At 37.4% G+C, this 572-nt stretch carries 1 pseudogene; it reads right to left on the reverse strand.

Going from position 1 to position 572, the window contains the following annotated elements:
* Positions 1–537: pseudogene (locus FDX14_RS25250) on the reverse strand (IS3-like element IS981 family transposase); the annotation flags it as partial.
* Positions 538–572 lie beyond the last annotated feature (35 nt).

A 572-nucleotide genomic window follows, 5' to 3' on the forward strand; every position in this document is an offset into this window, starting at 1 on the left:
GTTGAAGTTGCTTCATTAGCTTCTGTACCAGTTTTAACCCGACTTTTTCCCCTTGTTTAAGTAGAAGATGATGAATTTTAGGAGCACCATAGATTCCTCGGTTAGCATTGAAGAGTTGAGAAATTTTGAGTGACAGGTATTGTCTCCTTAATTGAGTTTTAGATGGATGTCGGTTAATCCGTTCATAATAACTTGATTCAGGAACATCAAGGAGTTGACAGCTTAGTCTGACATTGAGTGCTAAAGTTTGTATGGTTTGAGCCATATCCGCAGCACTCACTTCTTTTTCTCGGCGAATATGGTCAATACTTTTTTTAAGATGTCTCGTTCTTCCTTAACTTTAGCCAGTTGTCTTTTTAATTCTAGAAAATCAGCTTTAGAGACGGAGCTTTCATTAGATTTAGAGTAGAGGTCTATCCATTTATAAATTGTTGCAGGGGCCACGTCGTATTCTTTAGACAGCTGGGTGACGGATTGACCAGAATGATAGAAGGCGATAAGGGTTTCTTTAAATTCTTTTGAGTAGCGTTTTTGCATGTTTTTGTCCTTTGTCTAAATTATACAATAGTGAC

Source organism: Citrobacter sp. wls710, assembly GCF_005281115.1.
Lineage (GTDB): Bacteria > Pseudomonadota > Gammaproteobacteria > Enterobacterales > Enterobacteriaceae > Citrobacter > Citrobacter werkmanii.